The sequence below is a fragment of the Spongiibacter sp. UBA1325 genome (assembly GCF_002306875.1).
Classification (GTDB): Bacteria; Pseudomonadota; Gammaproteobacteria; order Pseudomonadales; family Spongiibacteraceae; genus Spongiibacter; species Spongiibacter marinus.
The window spans coordinates 178,953-201,001 of sequence record NZ_DBTD01000010.1 but is presented as its reverse complement, the minus strand read 5'-3'; the positions used below and the strand labels follow the sequence as shown (position 1 = coordinate 201,001).

At 54.7% G+C, this 22,049-nt stretch carries 16 protein-coding genes; 12 read left to right on the top strand and 4 right to left on the bottom strand.

Going from position 1 to position 22,049, the window contains the following annotated elements; genetic code table 11:
* The first annotated feature begins 353 nt into the window (after positions 1-353).
* The 4 genes from B3K78_RS12915 to B3K78_RS12900 all read left to right on the top strand — a co-directional run bounded on the left by B3K78_RS12915 (position 354) and on the right by B3K78_RS12900 (position 4,507).
* Positions 354-863 (top strand): RipA family octameric membrane protein, encoded by a 510-nt coding sequence (locus B3K78_RS12915; protein ID WP_286695769.1) that lies wholly within the window; start codon positions 354-356, stop codon positions 861-863.
* Between the two features lie 120 nt (positions 864-983).
* The gene (locus B3K78_RS12910; RefSeq protein ID WP_286695768.1) at positions 984-3,275 is read left to right on the top strand and encodes an AAA family ATPase; all 2,292 of its coding nucleotides are present in this window, start codon (positions 984-986) and stop codon (positions 3,273-3,275) included.
* Positions 3,276-3,404: 129 nt separating this feature from the next.
* Positions 3,405-3,950 (top strand): YdeI/OmpD-associated family protein, encoded by a 546-nt coding sequence (locus tag B3K78_RS12905; protein ID WP_286695767.1) that lies wholly within the window; start codon positions 3,405-3,407, stop codon positions 3,948-3,950.
* A 119-nt stretch (positions 3,951-4,069) separates the two neighbouring features.
* A complete protein-coding gene (locus B3K78_RS12900; RefSeq protein WP_286695766.1) occupies positions 4,070-4,507 on the top strand; it encodes a YtoQ family protein in 438 nt (145 codons plus the stop codon).
* A gap of 80 nt (positions 4,508-4,587) precedes the next feature.
* Here B3K78_RS12900 and B3K78_RS12895 read toward each other — a convergent pair whose 3' ends face one another.
* Positions 4,588-6,138 carry a long-chain-fatty-acid--CoA ligase gene (locus B3K78_RS12895; RefSeq protein ID WP_286695765.1) on the bottom strand — a complete coding sequence of 517 codons (1,551 nt, stop codon included), beginning with the start codon at positions 6,136-6,138 and terminating at the stop codon, positions 4,588-4,590.
* A gap of 82 nt (positions 6,139-6,220) precedes the next feature.
* Entirely contained in the window at positions 6,221-7,264 is a 1,044-nt protein-coding gene (locus tag B3K78_RS12890) for an AraC family transcriptional regulator (RefSeq protein WP_286695764.1), read from the bottom strand.
* A 154-nt stretch (positions 7,265-7,418) separates the two neighbouring features.
* On the opposite strand from B3K78_RS12890, the gene B3K78_RS12885 reads away from it, so the two are divergent.
* Entirely contained in the window at positions 7,419-8,627 is a 1,209-nt protein-coding gene (locus B3K78_RS12885) for an acetyl-CoA C-acetyltransferase (RefSeq protein ID WP_027875006.1), read from the top strand.
* 46 nt (positions 8,628-8,673) lie between these two features.
* On the top strand, positions 8,674-10,821 hold the full coding sequence (locus B3K78_RS12880; protein ID WP_286695763.1) for a 3-hydroxyacyl-CoA dehydrogenase NAD-binding domain-containing protein: 2,148 nt from the start codon (positions 8,674-8,676) through the stop codon (positions 10,819-10,821).
* On the opposite strand, the gene B3K78_RS12875 is transcribed toward B3K78_RS12880, so the two are convergent.
* Positions 10,818-11,753 carry a LysR family transcriptional regulator gene (locus B3K78_RS12875; RefSeq protein WP_286695762.1) on the bottom strand — a complete coding sequence of 312 codons (936 nt, stop codon included), beginning with the start codon at positions 11,751-11,753 and terminating at the stop codon, positions 10,818-10,820. The genes B3K78_RS12880 and B3K78_RS12875 overlap by 4 nt on opposite strands.
* A gap of 106 nt (positions 11,754-11,859) precedes the next feature.
* Here B3K78_RS12875 and B3K78_RS12870 point away from each other — a divergent pair, with 106 nt between their 5' ends.
* The 5 genes from B3K78_RS12870 to B3K78_RS12850 are packed head-to-tail and all read left to right on the top strand — an operon-like array spanning position 11,860 to position 16,470.
* Positions 11,860-12,519: a histidine phosphatase family protein gene (locus B3K78_RS12870; protein WP_286695761.1), complete on the top strand. Its 660-nt coding sequence runs from the start codon at positions 11,860-11,862 to the stop codon at positions 12,517-12,519.
* Between the two features lie 45 nt (positions 12,520-12,564).
* Positions 12,565-13,794, top strand: coding sequence for an acyl-CoA dehydrogenase family protein (locus B3K78_RS12865; RefSeq protein WP_286695760.1), 1,230 nt, complete (start codon positions 12,565-12,567; stop codon positions 13,792-13,794).
* A 12-nt stretch (positions 13,795-13,806) separates the two neighbouring features.
* Positions 13,807-14,832, top strand: a complete 1,026-nt coding sequence (locus B3K78_RS12860; protein ID WP_286695759.1) for a phosphotransferase family protein — start codon at positions 13,807-13,809, stop codon at positions 14,830-14,832.
* A 49-nt stretch (positions 14,833-14,881) separates the two neighbouring features.
* Complete coding sequence (locus B3K78_RS12855) at positions 14,882-15,664, top strand: enoyl-CoA hydratase/isomerase family protein (RefSeq protein WP_286695758.1); 783 nt, start codon at positions 14,882-14,884, stop codon at positions 15,662-15,664.
* Positions 15,665-15,705: 41 nt separating this feature from the next.
* Positions 15,706-16,470 carry a crotonase/enoyl-CoA hydratase family protein gene (locus B3K78_RS12850; RefSeq protein WP_286695757.1) on the top strand — a complete coding sequence of 255 codons (765 nt, stop codon included), beginning with the start codon at positions 15,706-15,708 and terminating at the stop codon, positions 16,468-16,470.
* Positions 16,471-16,564: 94 nt separating this feature from the next.
* Here the strand turns inward: B3K78_RS12850 and mltF are convergent, their stop codons facing one another.
* Complete coding sequence (gene mltF / locus B3K78_RS12845; protein WP_286695756.1) at positions 16,565-18,016, bottom strand: membrane-bound lytic murein transglycosylase MltF; 1,452 nt, start codon at positions 18,014-18,016, stop codon at positions 16,565-16,567.
* Positions 18,017-18,147: 131 nt separating this feature from the next.
* On the opposite strand from mltF, the gene purL reads away from it, so the two are divergent.
* Entirely contained in the window at positions 18,148-22,035 is a 3,888-nt protein-coding gene (gene purL / locus B3K78_RS12840; protein WP_286695755.1) for a phosphoribosylformylglycinamidine synthase, read from the top strand.
* The last annotated feature ends 14 nt before the right edge of the window (positions 22,036-22,049 follow it).

Below are 22,049 nucleotides of genomic sequence, written 5' to 3'. Positions count from 1 at the left end.
TGTGCGGGCGCTGCGGAACTCGCTTCGCTCAAACAGTCCTCGCGCAATTCCCACACAGCTCCCGCCGTGCTCGGCAGTGCTGAGGGGGAGCGGGTGCCACGTTAGCGTTTGGTGAAAATGCTTGCCTCAAGCATCCTACAAATTTATCTTAAGTGCTTAACGCAGTGATGGATGTGCTGCCCCGCTACCGAAGGAACGGTGTGTCAATTCCCCAAATCTCTCACCACTTCCTCTGTAGACAAGGCGCTCACTGGGCGGATGCTGCTGAGTGATAGATGGCCGCCCGATAATATTCATTATGAGGCCAGTTGGCCTCATAAACAGGCTGTTATGAGTCACCTCAAGGAATGTAAATGACGGATAGCCCAGAAAATAATCCAGACTCATCGAGCAAAACAGAAATCTATAAAATTGCTCTCGATACAAGGAATATGGAGATCGAGCTGTTTTGGAAGCGCTCAAACTACTTTCTTGTGTTGAATACAGCTGTAGCCGCAGGGTTCTTTTTAAAAGCGGGAAATGATCACCAGCTACCACTTGGTATTTTTGGTCTTACAGCCGCAATATTGTGGCTTCTTGTTAATGTGGGCGGAAAATTTTGGCAGTCTCGCTGGGAAAGGCGGCTACACATAGCAGAAGAATCACTAAGCCCTGAAATTAGGCTATTTTCATCGAGTTGGGAAGAAATCAAAAAAGACGTAGACGAAACCATCGAGTTTAGTAATCACGCTGGCATCAGGAAGATTCTTGACAAATTAGTACTAAAAAAACCGTCAGTGAGTTTCATGATGGAGTTGCTTTCAATGGCATTTATTATCCTATGGGCGTCTTTAATAATAATGGAGTTACTATCGTGCAAGTAACTCATGACAAGCACATCAAAAATCGCTCCACTACGTTGCGCTGGACGTCGCTGACGCTCTGCCTTTTATGTGGGCGTTATACGCAAAACTAGAACGGAGTGAGTTTAGGTCAGGGATGCTATGTCAATAGACAATATACAGAAATTAAAGAAGTTCGGTATTTTTCAAAATCACACGAACGCTTACGCTAAAGACTTCGGAAAATACAATTTGTTCTATGGATGGAATGGAAGTGGAAAATCTACGCTTTCAGGTGTGTTTCGATGTGTAGAAAATAGCACCGTTTCAAGTAAATTTCCTTTTTCAGAATTCACTGTAAGCGTTGATAATGGTGCGCTAATTACACAAGCGAACGTGGCGAATTCTGACCTGAACATATACACCTTTAACCATGATTTTATTGAAGAAAACATTTCATGGGATAGCGTTGTAAAAAGCATATTGCTTGTTGATAAAGAAAAAATTGAAGAACGTGAAAAGCTAGAAAAGCTAAAAAAAGAACAGGAAGCGGATAGTAAAGCACACAGCATAGAAGCTGAGGCAATAAGAATACTTGATAGCGCTATTTCAAAGTTTGGAACTGATAGCGCACGGCACATGAAAACCAGCCTTCAGTCAATCGATACTACAGACCGTTACTATCTTAATTACGATAAAAGGAAATTTGAAAAATTTATCAACGACAACCTTGAAGTAAGCAAGTCAGACGCTCCGCTTCTTGATGATCAAAAAATTGTTGAATTGACCAACGCTGCCAAGCCTGATCAAAAGTCACCGATAACCTTTAATAAGCACGCTATTAATCAAGAAACTTTCAGAAAAGCTAAAGAACGTCTAGATGATCTTTTAAAAACTAGCGTAGTTAGTCAAACTATTCAGCGGCTTGTTGACCACGGTGACATAAAGTCTTGGGTTGAATCGGGTCTTGACCTTCATAAGCGCCACGATACAAACCAGTGTGAATTTTGTGGTAACACCATCACAGAGGAGCGTACCAAACAGCTTGAAGCGCACTTTAATGACGATTACAAAGCCTTTCAAACTCGGCTTGAAAGTGCTGACGGTTGGCTTGCCAGTCAATATATTCAATCCCCAACGCTACCCGCAGCAAGTGATTTTTACGACGAATTCAAAAATGGGTACAACGAAGCATGTACAGCGTTAAGAAAAGCAATTACAGGCCTGAACGAAGAAATAACGGTCTGGCACGATGTATTGAAGGATAAGACAGCTAATCCGCTTGAAACAGGTCTCACGGTTGAAGTTATCAGTGAATCATCAGTGAAGGCGTTTAACGATGCCATGACCGCTATTGGTGCTGCCGTTGAGAAGCACAATCACAAGTCAGGGAATTTTAAAGAAGAAACTGACAAAGCTAAAAAGCAACTCGAACTTCACTATGCAACTACTGAAGTGAAGTCATTCGGTTATCACGATAAGAAGAAAGAAGTGGTTGATCGAAAAACAGCAAATGGGACACTAAAAGCAACGATTGACACTAGAAATGCTGAAATCCGAAAACTTGAAGATTCACTATCAAATGAAGGCGTTGGTGCTGATCAGTTTAATGAGTCACTTCATAAATTTCTTGGTCGTAGTGAATTAACCCTTCGGTTCAATCCTGTTAAAAAAGGGTATGAAATACTTCGGAACAACTCAGAACAGGTTGACGGAAATTTAAGTGAAGGTGAAAAAACAGCTATTGCTTTCGTCTACTTCATAACCAAGTTGAAAGAAAATGACAACAATATTGAAGACACTATTGTTGTTGTGGATGACCCAATTTCAAGTTTCGACTCCAATCACCTTTTTCATGCCTATTCATTTATGAAAAAGAACTGTGATAAAGCAAAGCAATTGTTTGTTTTTACCCATAACTTCACGTTCTTCAAATTGGTTCGTGATTGGATTTCAAGGAAGAATAAGCGCGACAACCAGAATATTGCTAATTTTTATGTTGTTAAGTCAAATAACGAAGTACCACGAACTTCAACTTATGCAGACGCCGAAGCAGCATTGACCTTATATAACTCGGAATACCATTACATATTTTCCCGGCTGCATTCATTAAAAAATCAACAGGCGCTTGAAACTGATGATCATTTTCTTGCCGCCAATTTGGCCCGAAAACTACTTGAGTCATTCTTATCTTTCAAGTTCCCAAAGAATCGGGGGAATTTTGCCAACTTGTTTAATACGGCTGTTTCAGCAAGCCAGAACCCTGAAGACGAAGGGAAAGAAAAGATTCGGAAGTTCATTAATGAGTATTCACATAACGATCTTATCGAAACTAATGAGGATTTTGTTGAAAACCTGATTGGTGAAGGCGTTACTGTGATTTCAGATATTTTTGACTGGATACATGAATTAGATGAAAAACACTACCAAGAAATGATGGAGGTCGTGTCATGAGTAAGAATGCGTATAACAAGGCGCTACTGTCGGACAAATTTTTAGCTACGCTCCAAATTCGCTGCAGAGCGCGGCGGTAAATTAAGAGAACGTCATTAAATGCCAGAAGTTGACCCATCACGAATAAAAATGTTTCCAACACCAAAGCAATTTGCTGCCTGGCTTGAGGTAAATCATGCCAGCGAGAGTGAGTTGTGGGTAAAGATTTTTAAGAAGCAGTCGGCAGTGACTAGTGTGACCTGGGATGAGGTGGTGATTGAGGCCTTGTGTTGGGGATGGATCGACGGGGTAAAGAAGTCGCTTGATGAGCAGGCATATCTTCAGCGGATTACGCCGCGCAAGGCGCGCAGCAGTTGGTCGAAGCGGAACCGGGCGCATGTGGAGCGTTTGATCGACGAGGGTCGAATGCGGGAACCGGGCCTGGTACATGTTCGCGCGGCGCAGGCAGATGGACGTTGGGAAAATGCCTATGCAGTGAGTGAGATGACGGTGCCGGAGGATTTTCTGGCGGCGCTTGAAGGTGAACCGAAGGCGAAGTCGTTTTTTGATACGCTGAATAAGGCGAGTCGTTTTGTGATTGCCTACGGTTTGATGAGTGCGAAAAAGCCGGAAACGCGGCAGCGGCGTTTTGCCAAATACCTAACCATGCTGGCGAACGAGGAAAAGCCGAAGTAACTGTAAGGCGGCCATCGGTTTGTTGATGGCGCTTGGCTGGTCAGCCCAGATTCCGATACCATTCGCGCTTCTTTTGCGTATCACCCCATTTCTCTAAATCGATCTCCAGGGCTTTTAACATGAAATTGAATGTCTATCTTTCCGGCGAAATCCATACAGACTGGCGCGAGCAAATTATTGCTGGCTGCAAGGGTAGTGGTATTACGTTTTCGTCGGCGGTGACGAATCATGAGGCCAGTGATGCCGCGGGTGATGTGTTGGGCGCGGAGGAGAACAGCTTTTGGCGCGATCACAAGTCGGCAAAGGTGAATGCGATGCGGATATCCACGCTGATCAAGCAGTGCGATATCGCGGTAATCCGCTTTGGCGATAAGTATAAGCAGTGGAACGCGGCCTTTGACGCGGGGTATTGCGCGGCGAAGGGTAAGCCTTATATCACGCTGCATGGTGAGGAGATTATTCACCCATTGAAAGAGGTGGATGCCGCAGCATATGCCTGGGCGACGACGCCTGAGCAGGTAGTGGAGATGTTGACCTACATTGTTGCTGAGTCGTAGGTTGTTTGCGTTTTGAGGGGTGAAGGCTGAGCTGTCGCGGTGGGTAACTGCGCCAGCTCACCTTTATTTTAAGCCCGGCGTTAGTTAATCGCCCGTTCCTTATTTTCCCAGTAGGGTTCGCGCAGCACTTTTTTCAGAATTTTCCCGGTTGGGTTTCTCGGCAGTTCGGTAAACACTTTGAGCTGGCGTGGGATCTTGTAGCCTGCCAGGTCATTGCGTAAGAACTCGATCATCTCCGCTTCGTTTAGCTGCCTGCCTTCGGTCAGCACCACACAGGCCAGTGGCGTTTCGCCAAAGGTTTCACAGGGAATGCCCACCACGGCAACATCGGCCACGGCCGGGTGTTGGCTGAGTGCGTTTTCGATCTCGATAGGATAGATATTTTCGCCGCCGCTAATAATCATGTCTTTAATGCGGTCTCGCAGGAAAATATAGCCGTGTTCGTCGATCACTGCGGAGTCACCGGTGTGCACCCAGCCGCCGGCCAGGGTTTCGGCGGTGGCATCGGGGCGGTTGTAGTATTCCACCATGTTGGCGTCGCTGCGTATCAGTAGCTCGCCGGTTTCCCCATTCGGCAGTGGGTTGCCGTCGCGATCGACCACTTTTACGTCAACGCCGGCTTGGGGGCGGCCGCAGGAGGCCAGCAGTTCGGGGGCGTCGTTCGCTGCGCGGCGGTGGTCGTCTGCCGAGAGTGACACGACAGCGCCGCAGGTCTCGGTCATGCCGTATACCTGATAGAAGTCGCAGTCGAAGACGTCCATCGCCGCCTGCAACAGTGCGCTGTTGATGGGCGAGGCGCCGTACACAATTTGCCGCAGGTGGCTGAAGTCTCGTTGGCGCAGGTCGGGCACCATATGGATCAGCGCCATGATCATCGCCGGAACCATAAAGGTGTTTTCGATTTTATAACGCTCAAGGTCTTCTGCGATTTTAAAGGGGTCGAAGGTCTTGTGCAGTACCACGCTGGCGCCGGATAACACCGGCAAGATCAGTGTACCTGCGCCGCCGATATGGAAGTTGGGCGCGCTAACGAGATCGCGGCCGCCAGGCCCGGATTTCACCTCCCAGGACGCGCTGGTCATGCAGTACAGCGACAAGATGTTTCGCTGACTGAGCACCACCCCTTTGGGGCGGCCGGTGGTGCCGCTGGTGTAGAGCTGTAGTAGCGCTGCCGAGCTGTCGCTGCTGTTGTCGACCTCGCCAGCATCACTCAGCGAGGACAGCCAATCGGTCCAGCTTTGGTTGTGGCTGGCCAGAATATTCAGCTCGGGCTGGGCCTGTTGCACAGCGTCGCTCAAGGTGGCCAGCTCCTCGTCGGCAACAATCAGTAATTTTGCTTCGCTGTCTTGCACAACGTAGCGAATTTCTTCGGGGGCAAGGCGGTAATTTACCGCACATAACACCGCGCCAATGCGGCTGCAGGCCAGCAGCACGGTGAGAAAGTCCGGACAGTTTTGACACATGATGGCGATGCGGTCGCCGGGTTGAATGCCCCGCGCCAGTAACCCTGCAGCCATGCGGTGAGATTGCTCGGTAATGTCGCTGTAGCTGAGGACGGTGTCTTGGTAAATGATGCAGTCGCTGCTAGCACGCACCCGCGCGTGATAGTCGACGAACTGGTGAATCTTCATAGCCGGAGCTCCTTGGCGTGTTATCGGTATTATTTGCTCGCGGCTATCAATGTAAAACGCCTCAGCGCGTTTTGCCAGCCTGTTATGGCAGCGATTTGACTGTGTCTTGCTCGGTGCTAATTGTGTTGTTGCGTCGGTACTCGCCGGGGCTGCTGCCGGTCCATTTTTTGAAAGAGCGGATAAAGGCACTGGGCTCAGAAAAGCCTAGTTGATAAGAAATACTTTTGATATCCAGCTCCGGGTCGGCGAGTAAGTCGATGGCGAGGTCGCGCAGTAATTCGTGCTTGAGCTGGCGGTAGTCGCAGCCTTCTTGGGCGAGCCGTCGCCGCAATGTTTGCGCGCCGATGCCGAGTGCCTCGGCAATGTGTTCGTAGTTGGGGAGCTGCGGCAGTGACTTCCTCAAATAGCGCCGGATCTGCTCGGTATAGCTGCCTTCTTGGTCGGGCATATGCAGCAGTTCATAGGGTACCCGCTGTAGGTAATCCTCTAGCTCGGTATTGCTGCGCACTACGGGCAGACTCAGCAGTCTACGAGCAAATACGAAGTCGGCATGGGGCTGGTTGAAGCGTGTTTCGGTGTGAAACAGGTAGTGGTATTCGTCGCGATGACGCGGTGGTGGGTAGTGAAGGTTGACCCGAAGCAGGGGCAGGCGCGTGCCACACAACCAGCAAAAATAGCGGTGGTGCATCATCATATGCTGTTCGCAGGTCCACGGCGCAAGCTCATAGCCAGCCTCAGGTTCAAGCCGATAAAAGGCATAGTTGTCCCGTTGCTGCAAACTCACTTTATAGCCGCTGTCGAAAAGGTTGAAGAGTTCGATGTGGCGTTCAAAGGCCTGCAAAAGGTCATCGCTGTTATGGGCAAAACGCATTAGCGCCGTCATCGTGCCGGGGCGCTGAGGGTGTTTGTTGTAGCCGAGTGACTCGTCGCCACTGAGTTGAGTGACCGCTTCAAGCAGGCGGGCAAATTGAATCGGGCGCACGCGAGCGCGGTCGCTAGTGAGTACGCTTTCCGGGATATCGCACTCGGCGAGCAGTGCCGATTGTTGGTTTGCCGACAGGGGCTGGCGCGCACCGATGGCCCGCACAAAGGCGGCAGAAATCGTGCGGTGGTCACTGACACTCACTACTGTGGCGCTCCGTCATTCTTTTGTCTTGGCGCGCCAGTCTACGTCGACCTGTAAGAAAATGTCTATCGTCTGTCACAGCAGATCATTGTTCAGGCGGCCCCCCGCGTCCAATCTTTGGTGCACGATTTTCATGCAAAGTGAGAGAACCATCATGAGCAACAGTGCTTTTATCTACGACGCGGTAAGAACACCGCGTGCCAAAGGCAAAATGGGTTCGCCCCTGAGTCAGGTGAAGCCCGTCGATCTTCTTGCTGGCCTGCTAAACGGCCTGCGTGACCGCCACGGTTTAGATACCGCCCTGGTGGATGACGTAGTCATGGGCTGTGTAACGCCAGTGGGTGAGCAGGGTTCCTGTATTGCGAAAACCGCGGTGATGAAGGCGGGCTGGGATGAGTCAGTGGCCGGTGTTCAGCTGGACCGCTTCTGCGCATCTGGCCTTGAGGCCGTAAACCTGGCGGCGATGAAGATTGCCTCGGGCTGGGAAGAGCTTGTGGTTGCCGGTGGCGTGGAAAGCATGTCGCGCGTGCCGATGGGTGCTAACGGCGGCGCCTGGGGTGAAGACCCGCAAACCGCATCAGATACCGCGTTTGTTCCCCAGGGTGTGGGCGCAGATTTGATTGCGACAATGGAAGGCTTTAGCCGCGAAGACGTTGACGCCTTTGCGGTTCGCTCACAAGAGCGCGCAGCGGCGGCCCGCGAGGCCGGTTACTTTGACGGCTCGGTGATTCCGGTGAAAGACGGCAACGGCATGGTCATCTTGCAGCGCGACGACTTTATCAAGCCGGGCACCACCGTAGAAAGCCTGAGCAAACTGAAGCCCTCTTTTGAGATGCTTGGCGGCATGGGTTTTGACGATATTGCCTTGAGCAAATACCCCCACGTTGCGCGTATTAATCACGTTCACCATGCGGGTAACTCCTCAGGTATTGTCGACGGCGCAGCTGCGGTATTGATCGGCAGCGAAGCGGCCGGCGCAAAACTGGGCTTGAAACCCCGCGGCCGTGTAGTGGCAACAGCGGTTACCGGAACCGAGCCCACCATTATGTTGACGGGCCCCGGCCCCGCCACATTTAAGGTACTGGAAAAAGCCGGTATGACGATCGATCAGATCGACCTGTTTGAAATCAACGAAGCGTTTGCGTCAGTGGCGATGCGCTTCCAAAAAGACACGCAAGCCCCCTGGGAAAAGATCAATGTAAACGGTGGCGCTATTGCGATGGGCCACCCCCTGGGCGCGACCGGTGCCATGCTGATCAGCACAGTGCTGGATGAACTGGAGCGTCGTCAGCAGCGTTTTGGCTTGGTGACCTTGTGTGTGGGCGGCGGTATGGGTATCGCAACGATTGTTGAGCGAGTGTAAGCGCGCAGCCCTGCATTTTTCAGATTTAACAGAATAGGTAAGTCCGATGACTGGAACATTCAACTACGAAAAAGATAGCGACAACATCGTAACGGTGACTATGGACATGAGCGGTCCGGTCAATGCGATGAACGATGAATATGTAGCATTGATGGGCGAGACGATCGACCGCCTGGAAGCGGAGCGCGAATCCATTGCCGGTGTGGTGCTCACGTCTGCAAAAAGCAGTTTCTTTGCGGGTGGTGATATCAAAAGCATGCTCAGCCTGAAGCCCGGTGAGGGCGAGGCAGAAATGTTTGAGATGAACCTCAAAATCAAAGGCATGCTGCGCCGCATGGAGAAACTGGGTCGCCCGGTTGTGGCGGCTATTAACGGTGCGGCGCTCGGCGGCGGTTACGAGATTTGTCTGGCCTGTCACCACCGCGTTGCACTCGACAGCAAGGCCGTACAAGTGGGCCTGCCGGAAGTGAGCCTTGGTCTGCTGCCTGGCGGTGGCGGTATCGTGCGCATGGTGAACAAGTTTGGCGTTGAGCGCGCCATTATGCCGCTGCTGGAAGGCACCCGCTTTAATGCCAAGAAAGCACTGGAAGCCGGTTTGGTTGAAGAGCTGGCTGACGACGTGCCAAGCATGATCAGCAAAGCCAAGGCGTGGATCAAAGCCAACCCAGAGGCGATGAACCCCTGGGATGTGAAGGGCTTCAAAATTCCTGGTGGCAACGCCAAGAACCCCAAGATCACCCAAATGTTGCAGGGTGCCAACCCCATGCTGTTCCAGAAAACGCGGGGCTTGGTGCCAGCGCCCGTTAAGATTTTGGACGTGATTGCCGATGCTCTGCGTGTCGACTTCGACACCGCAATGGAAATTGAGGCGCGGGTTTTTGTTGGCTTGGTGACCACGCCAGTTGCCAAAAACCTGATGAGCTTCTTCCTGCAAATGAATCAGGTGAACGGCGGCGGCAGTCGTCCGGCAGGCATCGAGAAAACCGCCGTGAAGAAAGTCGGTATTCTCGGCGCCGGTATGATGGGGCAGGGGATCGCCTATGTGTCGGCTATGGCTGGCATTGAAGTCATCCTTAAAGATATCAGCCAGGATGCAGCGGATAAGGGTAAGGCCTACAGCGATACACTGCTGACCAAGCGTGTTGCCCGTGGACGCATGACCGAAGAGAAAAAAGCATCAGTGCTGGGCTTGATTACCCCTACTGATAATGCCGACCTGCTCGAAGGCTGTGACCTGATTATTGAGGCGGTGTTTGAAAACGTTGATCTCAAACATAAGATCACAGAAGAGCTGCAGGGCAAGCTGGCTGAAAACGGCGTGTGGGGCTCAAACACCTCAACCCTGCCTATTACCCTGCTGGCAGAGCCGGCAAAACGCCCGGAGAACTTCATCGGTATTCACTTCTTCTCGCCCGTCGACAAGATGCCACTGGTGGAAATTATTACCGGTGAGCAGACCTCTGATGAAACCCTGGCGCGCGCGTTTGACTACGCTCAGCAGATTCGCAAAACGCCGATTGTGGTCAACGACTCGCGTGGCTTCTTTACCTCGCGCGTATTCGCTACCTATATCGAGGAAGGGGCGCAACTCATTGAAGAAGGTGTTGATCCGGTATTGATCGAAAACCTGGGTCGCGCTGTGGGTATGCCGGTTGGCCCGCTCGCCGTGCAAGACGAAGTGAGCCAGCAATTGGCGGTGAAGGTGAGCGAAACGAATCGCGAACTGGACGAGCGCCTCGGCGACAAGTTTGCCGGAGAAACGGCCAGCTACCGCATTGCCAGCAAAATGCTGAATGAATACGGCCGCGGCGGTCGCGCTCATGGCGGCGGTTACTACGACTACCCAGAGGGTGGCGAAAAGCAGTTGTGGTCGGAGCTTTACTCGCTGTACCACAAGCCCGAGGTGGACCTGCCCGTAGACGATATTAAAGACCGCTTGCTGTTTAGGCAGATTGTCGAGTCGCTGCGCTGCTACGAAGAAAACGTGGTGAACCAAGTGGCGGATGCCAATATCGGCTCGATTATGGGCATTGGTTTCCCGCCTCACACCGGGGGTGTTTTGCAGTACGTGAACACCTACGGCTTGAAAGCCTTTGCCACGCGTTTGGCCGAGCTGGAAAGCCGCTACGGCGAGCGCTTCGCTGCACCGCAAGTCCTGCTCGATAAGGCTGAAAAAGGCGAGACCTTCGCCTAAGCCGACGATGAGCTGCCGGCGTTCTCCGGCAGCTCTTTCTCTAATTCTTCGCAACACTGCACAAGCTGTTCCCGCAGCCAGTTAATGCTGGGTTCGTGGTCGGCATTTTTGTGCCAGAACATATGCAATTCCAAGGCGGCGCAGTCGAAGGGCAGGGGCTTGCTGTGCCAGGGGCCGAGTTGGGCCAGGCTCTGGGGAATAGCTGCAAGGTCATCGCTGCGCGCCAGCAGGGATGGCAGGCTGGAGTAGTGTTGCAGGCGCAGGGCGATACGCCGTTGGTGACCAAGGCTGCGCAGCGCCAGATCGATATGCCCGGAGCCGCGGCTGCGACTGGAGATGTGAATATGACGCGCGGCCAGAAAGTCCTCCAGACTCAGCTCGTGTTTGGCGAGCGGATGGTCGCGGCGCATCACGCAAACGTAGTGGTCGCGGCGAAGGGGTTTCGATACTAGTTCGCTGTGGTTGATCAGCGGCGCATCAATCGCGAGCTGCAGCTCGCCTGCCGCCAGTGCCAGTGGGATTTCCCGTCGGCGCATAAATTCCACTTCCAGGTTGATGCCGGGCGCGTGTTTGGCCAGCCGTTCCAACAGGCGAGGGAGTAGGAAGATTTCGGCCTGCTCGGTGGTATGCAGGCGCAGCGTTTGTTTTGCCGTTGCGGCATCGAATTGCTGGCGGGTTTGTACGCACTGTTCCAGACCCTGCAAGGCGTCGCGGATCGGCGTGATCAGCTGCCGAGCCAGCGGTGTCGGGCTCATGCCCTGCGGGCTGCGCACGAACAATGGGTCGTCGAGGGTGTTGCGCAGCCGCGTGAGTGCATTGCTAACGGCGGGCTGGGTGACATGTAAAACACCCGCCGCGCGTGTGAGACTGTGGTGGGTGTAGATGGCATCAAAGACGATGAATAAGTTTAGGTCGATGCGAGAGAGGTTCATACCGCTCACCTTGCTATAAGTTTCGGTGATGATAACCGATAATAAAAATAAATTTCTTTAATTATTATCGGCTGGGTAGACTTCGTTTAGATGTTCAGGAGGCGATATGAGCGAAGTGTATGTCGTGCGGCATGGTCAGGCAGCCTTTGGCACCGATGACTACGACCGCCTAACCGAGGTTGGCTGGGAGCAGTCGCGTTTGCTGGGTGAGTACTGCCACGGCCGCGACCTGCATTTTGATGCGGTCTATACCGGCAGTATGCGCCGCCACCGCGAAACGCTGGCAGGCGTGAAGGATGTGTTGGCCACGACACCCGAGGCCACGGTATTACCGGGGTTGAATGAATATGACTTCCACTCCTTGGTTGATGCGTATTTACCCAGCCTCGACGAAGACATCGATCTGAACGACGCCCGCGACTTTTACCGTCTACTGCGCCGCGCACTGCTGGCATGGAGCCGGGATGAAATAGCGGGCGTCAGCGAAAGCTGGCAACAGTTTGAACAGCGGGTGCGAGACACCATGACGGAAATTGGCAGTCAGCGCGGCCGCGTATTGGTGGTGACCTCCGGTGGGGCGAGCAGTGCGATATTGCGCGAGGTGCTCACCTTGGATGTAAACACCATGATCCAGTTAAATTTGCAGGCGAAAAATACCGGCGTCAGTCAGTACTTCTGCAAGGCGGGCCACTATCAGTTAAACAGTTTCAATGGCGTTCCCCATTTGGAGCGCCCGCAGGACCGCCACTTAATTACCTATACCTAATTACCTACACCGCATTGGCCAGGGCTGCGGCCCAAGGAGAATATTATGGATTTACGACCCTCTGCTAAAGCGCAAGATCTGCTGGCGCGTTTAAAAGACTTTATGGACGCGCATATTTACCCGAATGAGAAGGCCTACGCCGAGCAGCTGGCCGAGGCCAGTAATCGCTATGCGCCGATGCCGCTGATGGACGAGCTTAAAGCCAAGGCCAAAGCGGCCGGGCTATGGAATTTGTTTGTGCCGGAAGAGTACGGCCAATACAGCGAGTGCGGCGGCTTGAGCTTTCTGGACTACGCCCCGTTGTGTGAGGAAATGGGACGAGTGCTGTGGGCGGCAGAAGTTTTTAACTGCAGCGCGCCGGACACCGGCAATATGGAAGTATTTATGAAATACGCCACTGATGCGCAGCGGGAACGCTGGTTAACGCCGCTGTTGGCAGGGGATATTCGCTCGTCCTACGCCATGACGGAGCCGCAGGTAGCGTCCAGTGATGCGACCAATATTGAGCTGCGCATCGAAAAAGACGGCGACGAATGGGTGCTCAATGGTCGCAAGTGGTTTATTACCGGGGCGATGAACGAGCGTACCCAAATTTTTATTGTGATGGGTAAATCTGATCCCGATAACCCCAGCCGACACAAGCAGCAGACACAAGTGCTGGTGCCCAAAGGCACGCCGGGTATGGAGATTATTCGCCCGCTGACAACCTTCGGTTACGATGATGCGCCAGTTGGACACGCCGAGATGCGTTTTAACAATGTGCGTGTACCGCTGGAAAATGTCTTGCTCGGTGAGGGGCGCGGCTTTGAAATTGCCCAGGGGCGCCTAGCGCCCGGGCGTATGCATCACTGTATGCGGTTGATCGGCGCCGCCCAACGCTCCCTGGAGCTGGCCTGTCAGCGCGCGGTGTCACGAAGCACCTTTGGGCGCACGCTGAGCCGCCATCAGTCGGTTCGCGAGGATATTTCGCGCAGCTTCTCTGAAATAGAAATGGCGCGCCTGCTAATTTTAAAAACCTGCAAACTGATCGACGAGCAGGGGCCCATGGCGACGGTGGATATGATTGCCGCAACGAAAACCACGGTGCCCTTGCTGGTGCAAACGGTGATCGATCGCTGCATGCAATTGCACGGTGCGGGCGGTTTTACCGAAGACTATATGATGGCAGAGGCCTTTAACTATGCGCGCTGGTGTCGTCAGGCCGACGGTCCGGATCAGGTACACCAGATGGCGCTGGGTAAGCAGATTATCAACCGCTTTAGCGGTGAGGCATAAAAAGGAGGGAATATGGCAGCTTTTGATCTCGATACCGACGCGCTATGCGCCTATCTGGAAACATCCATCGATGGGTTTTCCGGGCCACTTACCGCAGAAAAATTTCCCGGTGGGCAGTCCAACCCCACCTACCGCATAGATGCGGCAAGTGGTGCCTATGTGTTGCGCCGCAAGCCGCCGGGGAAGCTGCTTAAATCTGCACACGCCGTGGATCGCGAGTTTAGGGTGATGTCGGCGTTGGCCGGCAGCAAGGTGCCTGTGCCCACCATGCGTATTCTCTGCGAGGATGAGCAGGTGATTGGCTCCATGTTTTATTTGATGGACTACCTCGACGGCGACATATACTGGAACGCCGCGCTGCCGGAGCTCGACCCTAAGCGTCGCAGCGCGATGTACGACAATATGAATCAGCTCCTCGCCGATTTGCACAATGTCGATGTCGAGGCTGTGGGGTTATCCGGTTACGGCAAACCCGGCAACTATTTTGCCCGGCAACTGGACCGCTGGACCAAGCAGTATCGGGCCAGTGAAACCCAGCGCCTGGAGCCGGTGGAAACCCTCATCAGTTATCTGGAGGCGAATTTGCCCGAGGATGACGGCCAGGTGTGTTTGGTGCACGGCGATTTCCGGCTGGACAATATGATGTTCGCCAAGGGCGGCACCGATATTATCGCGCTGCTGGATTGGGAGCTATCGACCCTGGGCCACCCCTATGCAGACCTCGCCTACCAGTGCATGCAGTGGCGCTTGCCTGGCAGTGCCGCAATTCCCGGCTTGGGGGATGTGGACCGCGAAGCACTGGGTATTCCCAGCGAAAAAGACTATGTGCGCCGCTACTGTGAGCGCCGCGGTATCAGTGCCATTGATGATTGGGTATTCTACCTGGCCTTTTCATTCTTTCGCCTCAGTGCCATTTTGCAGGGTGTTTATAAACGCGCTCTCGATGGCAATGCCTCCAACGACAAGGCAAAACAGCTGGGTGGTATGACTGCCCCCTTGGCGCAAATGGGCGTTCAGGTGGCAGAGCAGGGGGCGTGAGTGCTGTGGGTCGCAACGATGGCGGCCCCAGCCCTATCAGGAGAAATTCATGACAGACCGACAAACCGTAATGTTGAGCAGCGAGGGAGCGGTAGCCACCATCCTTCTAAATCGCCCCGACTCGCTCAATGCCTTTACCCGTGAAATGCGCAGTGACTTGCTGGCAGCGTTGCAAGAGGTCAGCCAGGACAGTGCCATACGCGTGGTGGTGCTTGGCGCTCAGGGGCGCGGGTTTTCCTCGGGTGCAGACTTGTCTGAAGGCCCAGGCCCCGGTCAGAGTGTTGAGCGACAACTGCTCGATGAGTACCTGCCTATTTTCACGATGATCGCTTCAATGGAGCAGACGGTTATTGCGGCAGTGCCCGGCGTGATGGCTGGTATCGGCGCGGCGCTGGCCATGCACTGCGACCTGTCGGTGATGGCCGACAGCGGCAGCATGGTGATGGCATTTACCAATATTGGCCTGGTGCCCGATGGCGGTGCCAGCTGGAATTTATTGCGCGGCATGGGCTATCAACGCGCCTTTGCCTTTATTGCTGAAGGTGGGCGCTTGGATGCGGCCCAGTGCCTGGAGCTCGGTTTGGTGAACAAGCTGGTGGCCGCCGATAAGGTTTTGGGCGACGCACAGTCGTGGGCGGCAGCGCTGGCCGAGCGAGCGCCGATCGCACTGCGCGAGACCAAGGCGCTGCTGCGCGGCGCGGCGTCGCAGAGTTTTCAGCAAACGTTTATGTCGGAAGCGCGGTCGCAAAACACCTGCCTTGGCAGTGAAGACGCGGCGGAGGCCATCGGCGCCTTTTTGGAAAAGCGCCAGCCGGTATTTAAAGGAAAATAACGAAAACCCGTATGTAGCAAGGAAAGGAAAAGGAGTGGATTATGGCCAATGAAGTTATCGTTGCGGTTGAAGACGGGGTGATGCTGATCACCATCAATCGCCCTGAGGCAAAAAATTCGGTCAATTTGGCCGTTGCCAAAGGGATTGCCGCCGCGATGGAAGAGCTGGACAGCAATGATGAAATTCGTGCTGCGATTCTCACTGGCGCCGAGGGAACCTTTTGTTCCGGTATGGACCTGAAAGCCTTCGTCACCGGCGAGTTGCCCATTATTGAAGGCCGAGGCTTTGCCGGGCTTGTTGAAGCGCCGCCGCGCAAGCCGCTTATCGCCGCTGTTGAGGGCTTCGCGTTGGCGGGCGGTTTTGAGCTGGCGATTAGCTGCGACATGATCGTGAGCGCCGGTAACGCCAAGTTTGGTATTCCCGAGGTTAAGCGCGGGCTGGTTGCCGGGGCGGGTGGCTTGTTAAAACTGCCACGGCAAATTCCTCGCCGGGTGGCGATGGAGTTGGCCCTGACCGGCGATGCCATCGACGCTCAGCGAGCCTATGACCTTGGCCTGATAAACCGCGTGGTAGAGGCGGGGACGGCGCTGGCTGCAGCGCGCGAGCTGGCCGATAAAATTGCTGCCAACGGGCCGATGGCGGTATTGGCCAGTAAGCAGATTATGAACGAGTCGGAAGAGTGGTCATCGGAAGACATGTTCAAAAAACAAAATGATATCGCATTGCCAGTCTTTGCCAGCAAGGACGCTATTGAAGGCGCGACTGCCTTTGCCGAAAAGCGTCCTCCGCAGTGGAAGGGCTGCTAGTCGACGCGTATCAATCTCGTTCGATAAAAAGCCGGCATATGCCGGCTTTTTTGTGTGAGCGTTCTTTCTTCAGGGGGAGCCTGATCGCTACGGCTTAGAGCGCGTCCAAACCCCGGTTCAGCGATTCCGGTAAATAGTCGGAGACAATACGCGGCGGCGGCACGCGGTAGCGATTCAGTTCGTCCCAGGTCAACAGGGAATAATAGCGGCGTATATTCTCCACATAACGCACCGGCTCATCGCCCCGGGCATAGCCATAGCGGGTTTGTTTGTACCACTTTCGTTGTCGCAGTAGTGGCAGGGTTTCTTTTACATCGCTCCATAGATTGGGATTGCCGCCGCTTTTTTCGGTGAGAATGCGGGCATCTTCCAGGTGTCCCAGACCAATGTTGTAGGCTGCCAGCGCAAACCAGCTGCGGTCCGGCGGCTCGATGCCGCTGGGCAGACGGGTATACAGTTTTTTGTAGTAGCGCGCGCCGCCACGCAGGCTCTGTAGTGGGTCCAGGCGATTGTCCACGCCCAACTCTTTGGCCGTGGGGCGGGTGAGCATCATCATGCCCCTCACCCCGGTTGGGGATTTTGCTTTGGGGTTCCAGAAGGATTCCTGGTAGCTGATGGCGGCGAGAAAGCGCCAGTCCATATCGTATTCTATGGCGACCTGCTCGATCAGGCCTTTATAGTTGGGTAGGCGCTGCTCCTTCATCTTGAGAAAGGTCTGCGTGCGAATAAACGACTGGCGCTCATTAAAGGTAAAAAAGCGATCGATCAGCCGGTCCAGTTCGCCGTTTGCCTTGATCTCTTCGAAGAATGTTTCAAGCGCTTGCTGCAGCGCGGTGTTGTCTGCATTTTTGCTAAGTGCCCAGGCCAGCTTGCCCGGTTTGCCCGCGCTCATGGCGATTCGGAAGTCTGGATAGAAGGCCCGGTTTGCGTGAAATTCGTTGGCATCGACCATGGTGATATCAATCTCACCTTGCTGCAGTTGCTCAAGTAGGTCGATGGTTTCCTGGTCGCGGCTTTCGCTCCACGTTAATGACGGGTACTGCTCGCGCAACTCCCGCAGCACTTCGGCGTGTGAGCTGTTGCCGAGCACGCGAATGCGCAAGTCGGGCAGGGCGGCGTAATCGGCGGGCTTGTCAGTAAGCGTGCGGTTATAGATAAATAGCTGCTTTACGCTCATGTAGCTGGGGCCGAATTGCAGTGCGGCGCTGCGCTCCGGGGTAATGCTGAGTCCAGCTGCGGCGAGATTGGCGCGACCTTCGTGGAGGTTTTCAAATAGCTCGTCCAGGCTGACCACCGGGATCATTTCCAGCTCGACATTCAGGTAGTCGGCGAAATCTTTAACCAAATGGTATTCAAAACCGCTGGGGTTGCCCTGGCTCTCGTAGTAGGTGGTCGGGCCGTTGCGGGTCAATACGCGCAAAACGCCTTCCTCGCGGATGGTGTCCAGGGCATCTTGCGGGGGAGAGCACGCGCCGCAAAACAGCAGTAGTAGCCAGACGCCCAGGCGTCGAAAGGGCCACGAATGACTGTTTTTTGTGTTCCTCAATCGCTGTGCTCCGCAGAATTATTTAATCATTGTATCGGGCTTGCAGAGTTCACACCATAAGCCTGAATTTTCCCTTGCGATTCCTGTACAATGTCGGCCTTTATTCCCGTCGACCGAGGTTCTAGACCTGCATGCTGATCGTTCCCGGCGCTGCGGCGCTTTCTGAATTCCGTATTGAAAAACTGCTGAACACCCTGCGCACCGCGATTCCGGAGCTACAGGCGCTCAGTGCGCAGTTTGTGCACTTGGCCGACGTGGAGGGTGAACTCAGTCATGAACAGCAGACAATACTTGAGCAATTGCTGCAGTATGGGCCCGGCTCAGGCGCGGCGCCGGCTGAATTAAGCGGCAGTGAATTTTTTGTTGTGCCGCGCCCGGGCACGATATCGCCCTGGTCGAGCAAGGCCAGTGATATTGCCCATATCAGCGGCTTGACGACGCTGCGCCGCCTGGAGCGAGGCGTTCTCTACCGGCTGGAAAGTGCGCAACCGCTCAGTGAAAGCCAGCGCGCGGCAGTGTCGGCGGCTATTCACGACCGGATGGTGGAAGTGGTTTTAGACTCGGTGCCCGCCGCCGCGCAATTGTTTAGTCAGCATTCCCCCAAGCCGATGCAGCGCGTAGATGTGCTCGCCGGTGGGCGCGATGCTCTGGTGGCGGCGAATGCCGAGCTGGGTCTAGCGTTGGCCGAGGATGAGATTGACTACTTGGTCGATAGCTTCAAAGAACTGCAGCGCAACCCCAGCGATGTTGAGCTGATGATGTTCGCACAGGCCAACTCTGAGCACTGCCGTCACAAAATTTTCAACGCGAGTTGGACGATTGACGGCAAGCCGCAAGACAAGTCGCTGTTCGCGATGATCAAAAACACCAACCAATTGGGCGGCGAGAATGTACTCAGTGCCTACTCGGATAATGCCGCGGTTGTGGTGGGTAGCCCCGGTGGGCGTTTTTATCCTGACCCGGTAACGGCGGAGTACCAATTCCATCACGAAGATATTCACCTGCTAATGAAGGTGGAGACGCACAATCACCCCACGGCGATTGCGCCGTTCTCCGGTGCCGGCACCGGTGCGGGCGGCGAGATTCGCGATGAGGGTGCGGTGGGGCGTGGCTCCAAGCCCAAAGTCGGCCTGACTGGTTTTACCGTGTCTAACTTGCAGGTGCCCGGCTTTGAGCAGGCGTGGGAGCAGGATTACGGCAAGCCAGAGCGCATTGTCTCGGCCCTGGATATTATGATTGAGGGCCCAATTGGTGGCGCGGCATTCAACAATGAATTTGGCCGCCCTAACTTGTGCGGCTATTTCCGCAGTTACGAGCAGAATATTGTTACCGCGGAGGGCGAAGAGCGTCGCGGCTATCACAAGCCGATTATGTTGGCGGGCGGATACGGCAATATTAAGGCCGAGCATGTTGTCAAAGACGAATTCCCAGCCGGTTACAAGCTGATCGCCCTGGGTGGCCCGGCAATGTTGATTGGCCTGGGCGGTGGTGCGGCCTCGTCGATGAGTTCTGGCTCCTCCAGTGCCGATCTGGACTTCGCTTCTGTGCAGCGTCAAAACCCCGAAATAGAGCGTCGTTGCCAAGAGGTGATCGACCGCTGCTGGGCGCTTGGCGAGAATAACCCCATCGCCTTTATTCACGATGTGGGCGCTGGCGGCCTGTCCAACGCCTTCCCTGAGCTGGTGAAAGACGGTGGCTGCGGCGGTAATTTTGAGCTGCGCGAAGTCCCCAATGACGAGCCGGGTATGTCGCCATTGGAGATTTGGTGTAACGAGTCTCAGGAGCGCTATGTTATTGCCATTGCGCCGGAAAACCTGGCGACCTTCGAAAGCATTTGCGAGCGCGAACGCGCCCCGTATGCGGTCGTGGGCGAATCGACCGAAGAGAAAACACTGCGCGTCGGCGACCGTCACTTTGACAACAATCCCGTTGATTTGCCGATGTCGGTACTGTTCGGCAAACCCCCGAAAATGCACCGCGAAGCGCAGCGCAGTGACGTGGTTCAGCCCGCTTTTGACTGTGCGCTGAGTGTTGAAGAGTCGCTGGACCGTCTGCTGTGCTTGCCAGCGATTGCCAGCAAAAACTTCCTGATTACCATCGGCGACCGCTCGGTTACCGGCATGGTTCATCGAGACCAAATGGTTGGCCCCTGGCAGGTGCCTGTGGCCGACTGCGCGGTGACCACGGTGAGTTACGACAGCACCGCGGGTGAGGCGATGTCGATGGGCGAGCGCACGCCGCTGGCCCTGGTGAATGCGCCGGCATCGGGTCGCATGGCGGTGGCGGAAGCGATCACCAATATTGCCGCGACGCGAATTGCCCAGTTGTCGGATATCAAACTCTCAGCAAACTGGATGTGCGCAGCGGGTCACGGCGACGAGGACGCGCGCCTGTACGACACAGTGCAAGCGGTTGGCATGGAGTTTTGCCCAGCCTTGGGGCTGACTATCCCCGTGGGTAAAGACAGTATGTCGATGCGCACCGCATGGCAGGACGACGGCGAAGACAAGGCCGTTACCGCGCCGATGTCGCTGGTAATTTCCGCTTTTGCACCGGTGGTCGACGTGCGCAAGACGGTGACGCCGGTCCTGGATGCCAAGCAGGACAGCGTGCTGCTGGCCATTGATCTGGGCGCCGGGCAACGCCGCATGGCCGGGTCTTGCCTGGCGCAAGTTTGCGGCGAGCTGGGCAATGATGCGCCGGATATCGATGATCCCGCACTGTTGAAAGCCTTCTTCAATGCCACCCAGGCCTTATTGGAATCAGGCCATATTCTGGCTTACCACGATCGCTCTGATGGCGGTTTGCTGATTACCCTGTTGGAAATGGCCTTCGCCGGACACTGCGGTTTGGATATTGCGCTGCAAGGTTCTGCGACGCCGCAAGCTGAGCTGTTTGCCGAAGAAGCGGGCGCCGTGATTCAGGTGCGCCGCAGTGATTTGGCGGCGGTGATGGCGCTGTTTGCCGATTACGGCCTCAGTGATTTGGTTCAGGATATTGGTGTGCCTGTTCTGGGCAGCCAGATTAAGGTGTCGCTAAACGGCGACGAGATTCTGCTGGCAGACCGGTTGGCGCTGCACCGCCGCTGGGCGGAGTTGAGCTACCGTATGCAGGCCCTGCGCGATAACCCCGAGTGCGCCGAGCAGGAATTTGACGCCTTGCGCGAGGACGACACCGGCTTATTTGTCGATCTCAGTTTCGATCCTCAGCAAGACATCGCCGCGCCCTATATTCAGCGAGGTGAGCGGCCCAAGCTGGCGGTGCTGCGTGAGCAGGGCGTCAATGGCCAAATGGAAATGGCCGCGGCCTTTGACCGCGCAGGCTTTGCTGCTGTCGATGTTCACATGAGTGACATTCTTAGCGGTCGCCTTGATCTTGCCGAGTTTAAAGGCTTGGCGGCTTGTGGCGGCTTCTCCTACGGCGATGTGCTGGGTGCCGGCGAAGGCTGGGCGAAGAGCATTTTGTTCAATGCCCGCGCGCGGGATGTGTTCCAGCAGTTTTTCAACCGCCAAGACAGCTTCGCGCTGGGCGTGTGTAACGGCTGTCAGATGATGTCGAATTTGCACTCGCTGATTCCTGGCGCTGAGCACTGGCCGCATTTTGTGCGCAACCGCTCAGAACAGTTTGAGGCGCGGGTGGCGATGGTTGAAATTCCCGAATCGCCCTCCATATTGTTAAGCGGTATGGCCGGTTCGCGCCTGCCGGTAGCGGTGGCGCACGGCGAAGGGCGTGCTGAGTTTGCGAAAGCTGAGCAGCTTCAGGCGATGGCGTCGTCGGGGAATGTCGCACTGCGCTATGTGAATAACGCCGGCGAGCTTACCGAGCAGTATCCGGCGAACCCCAATGGTTCGCCCCAGGGTATTACCGGCGTGAGCTCCAATGACGGCCGTGTGACCATTATGATGCCGCATCCGGAGCGCGTATTCCGCAGCGTTACCAACAGCTGGGCACCTGCAGATCAGGGTGAAGATAGCGGTTGGATGCGTATGTTCCGCAATGCGCGGGTGTGGGTTGACTAGCCGGCGATCAAATT